Below are 286 nucleotides of genomic sequence, written 5' to 3' on the forward strand. Positions count from 1 at the left end.
AAATAGGTTGCAAACTGATTTAAGTATTGAGAATAAGGTATAATAGCCTCGCTTTCTGCTCCAAAAAAGTTATTGTACCAAATGCTAATAAGCGCTAAAACTACTGGTATATTTTTATCGAAATCTTCATTTTTAAAATGCTCGTCCATTTTATTTGCACCAGCCAGCAAGCTGTTAAAATTTTTATAACCAACAGCTAAACTAATGGTTAAACCAACAGCACTCCATAGTGAAAAACGGCCTCCAACCCAGTCCCACATAGGAAAAATATTATTTTCATCTATAC

Annotated in this window: 1 pseudogene; it reads right to left on the reverse strand. The window is 33.6% G+C overall.

Features of this window, described 5'->3' with window-relative positions:
• A pseudogene (pgi, locus tag LG649_RS16130) lies at positions 1–286 on the reverse strand (glucose-6-phosphate isomerase); the annotation flags it as partial.

Source organism: Neotamlana laminarinivorans, from assembly GCF_020523925.1.
Lineage (GTDB): Bacteria > Bacteroidota > Bacteroidia > Flavobacteriales > Flavobacteriaceae > Neotamlana > Neotamlana laminarinivorans.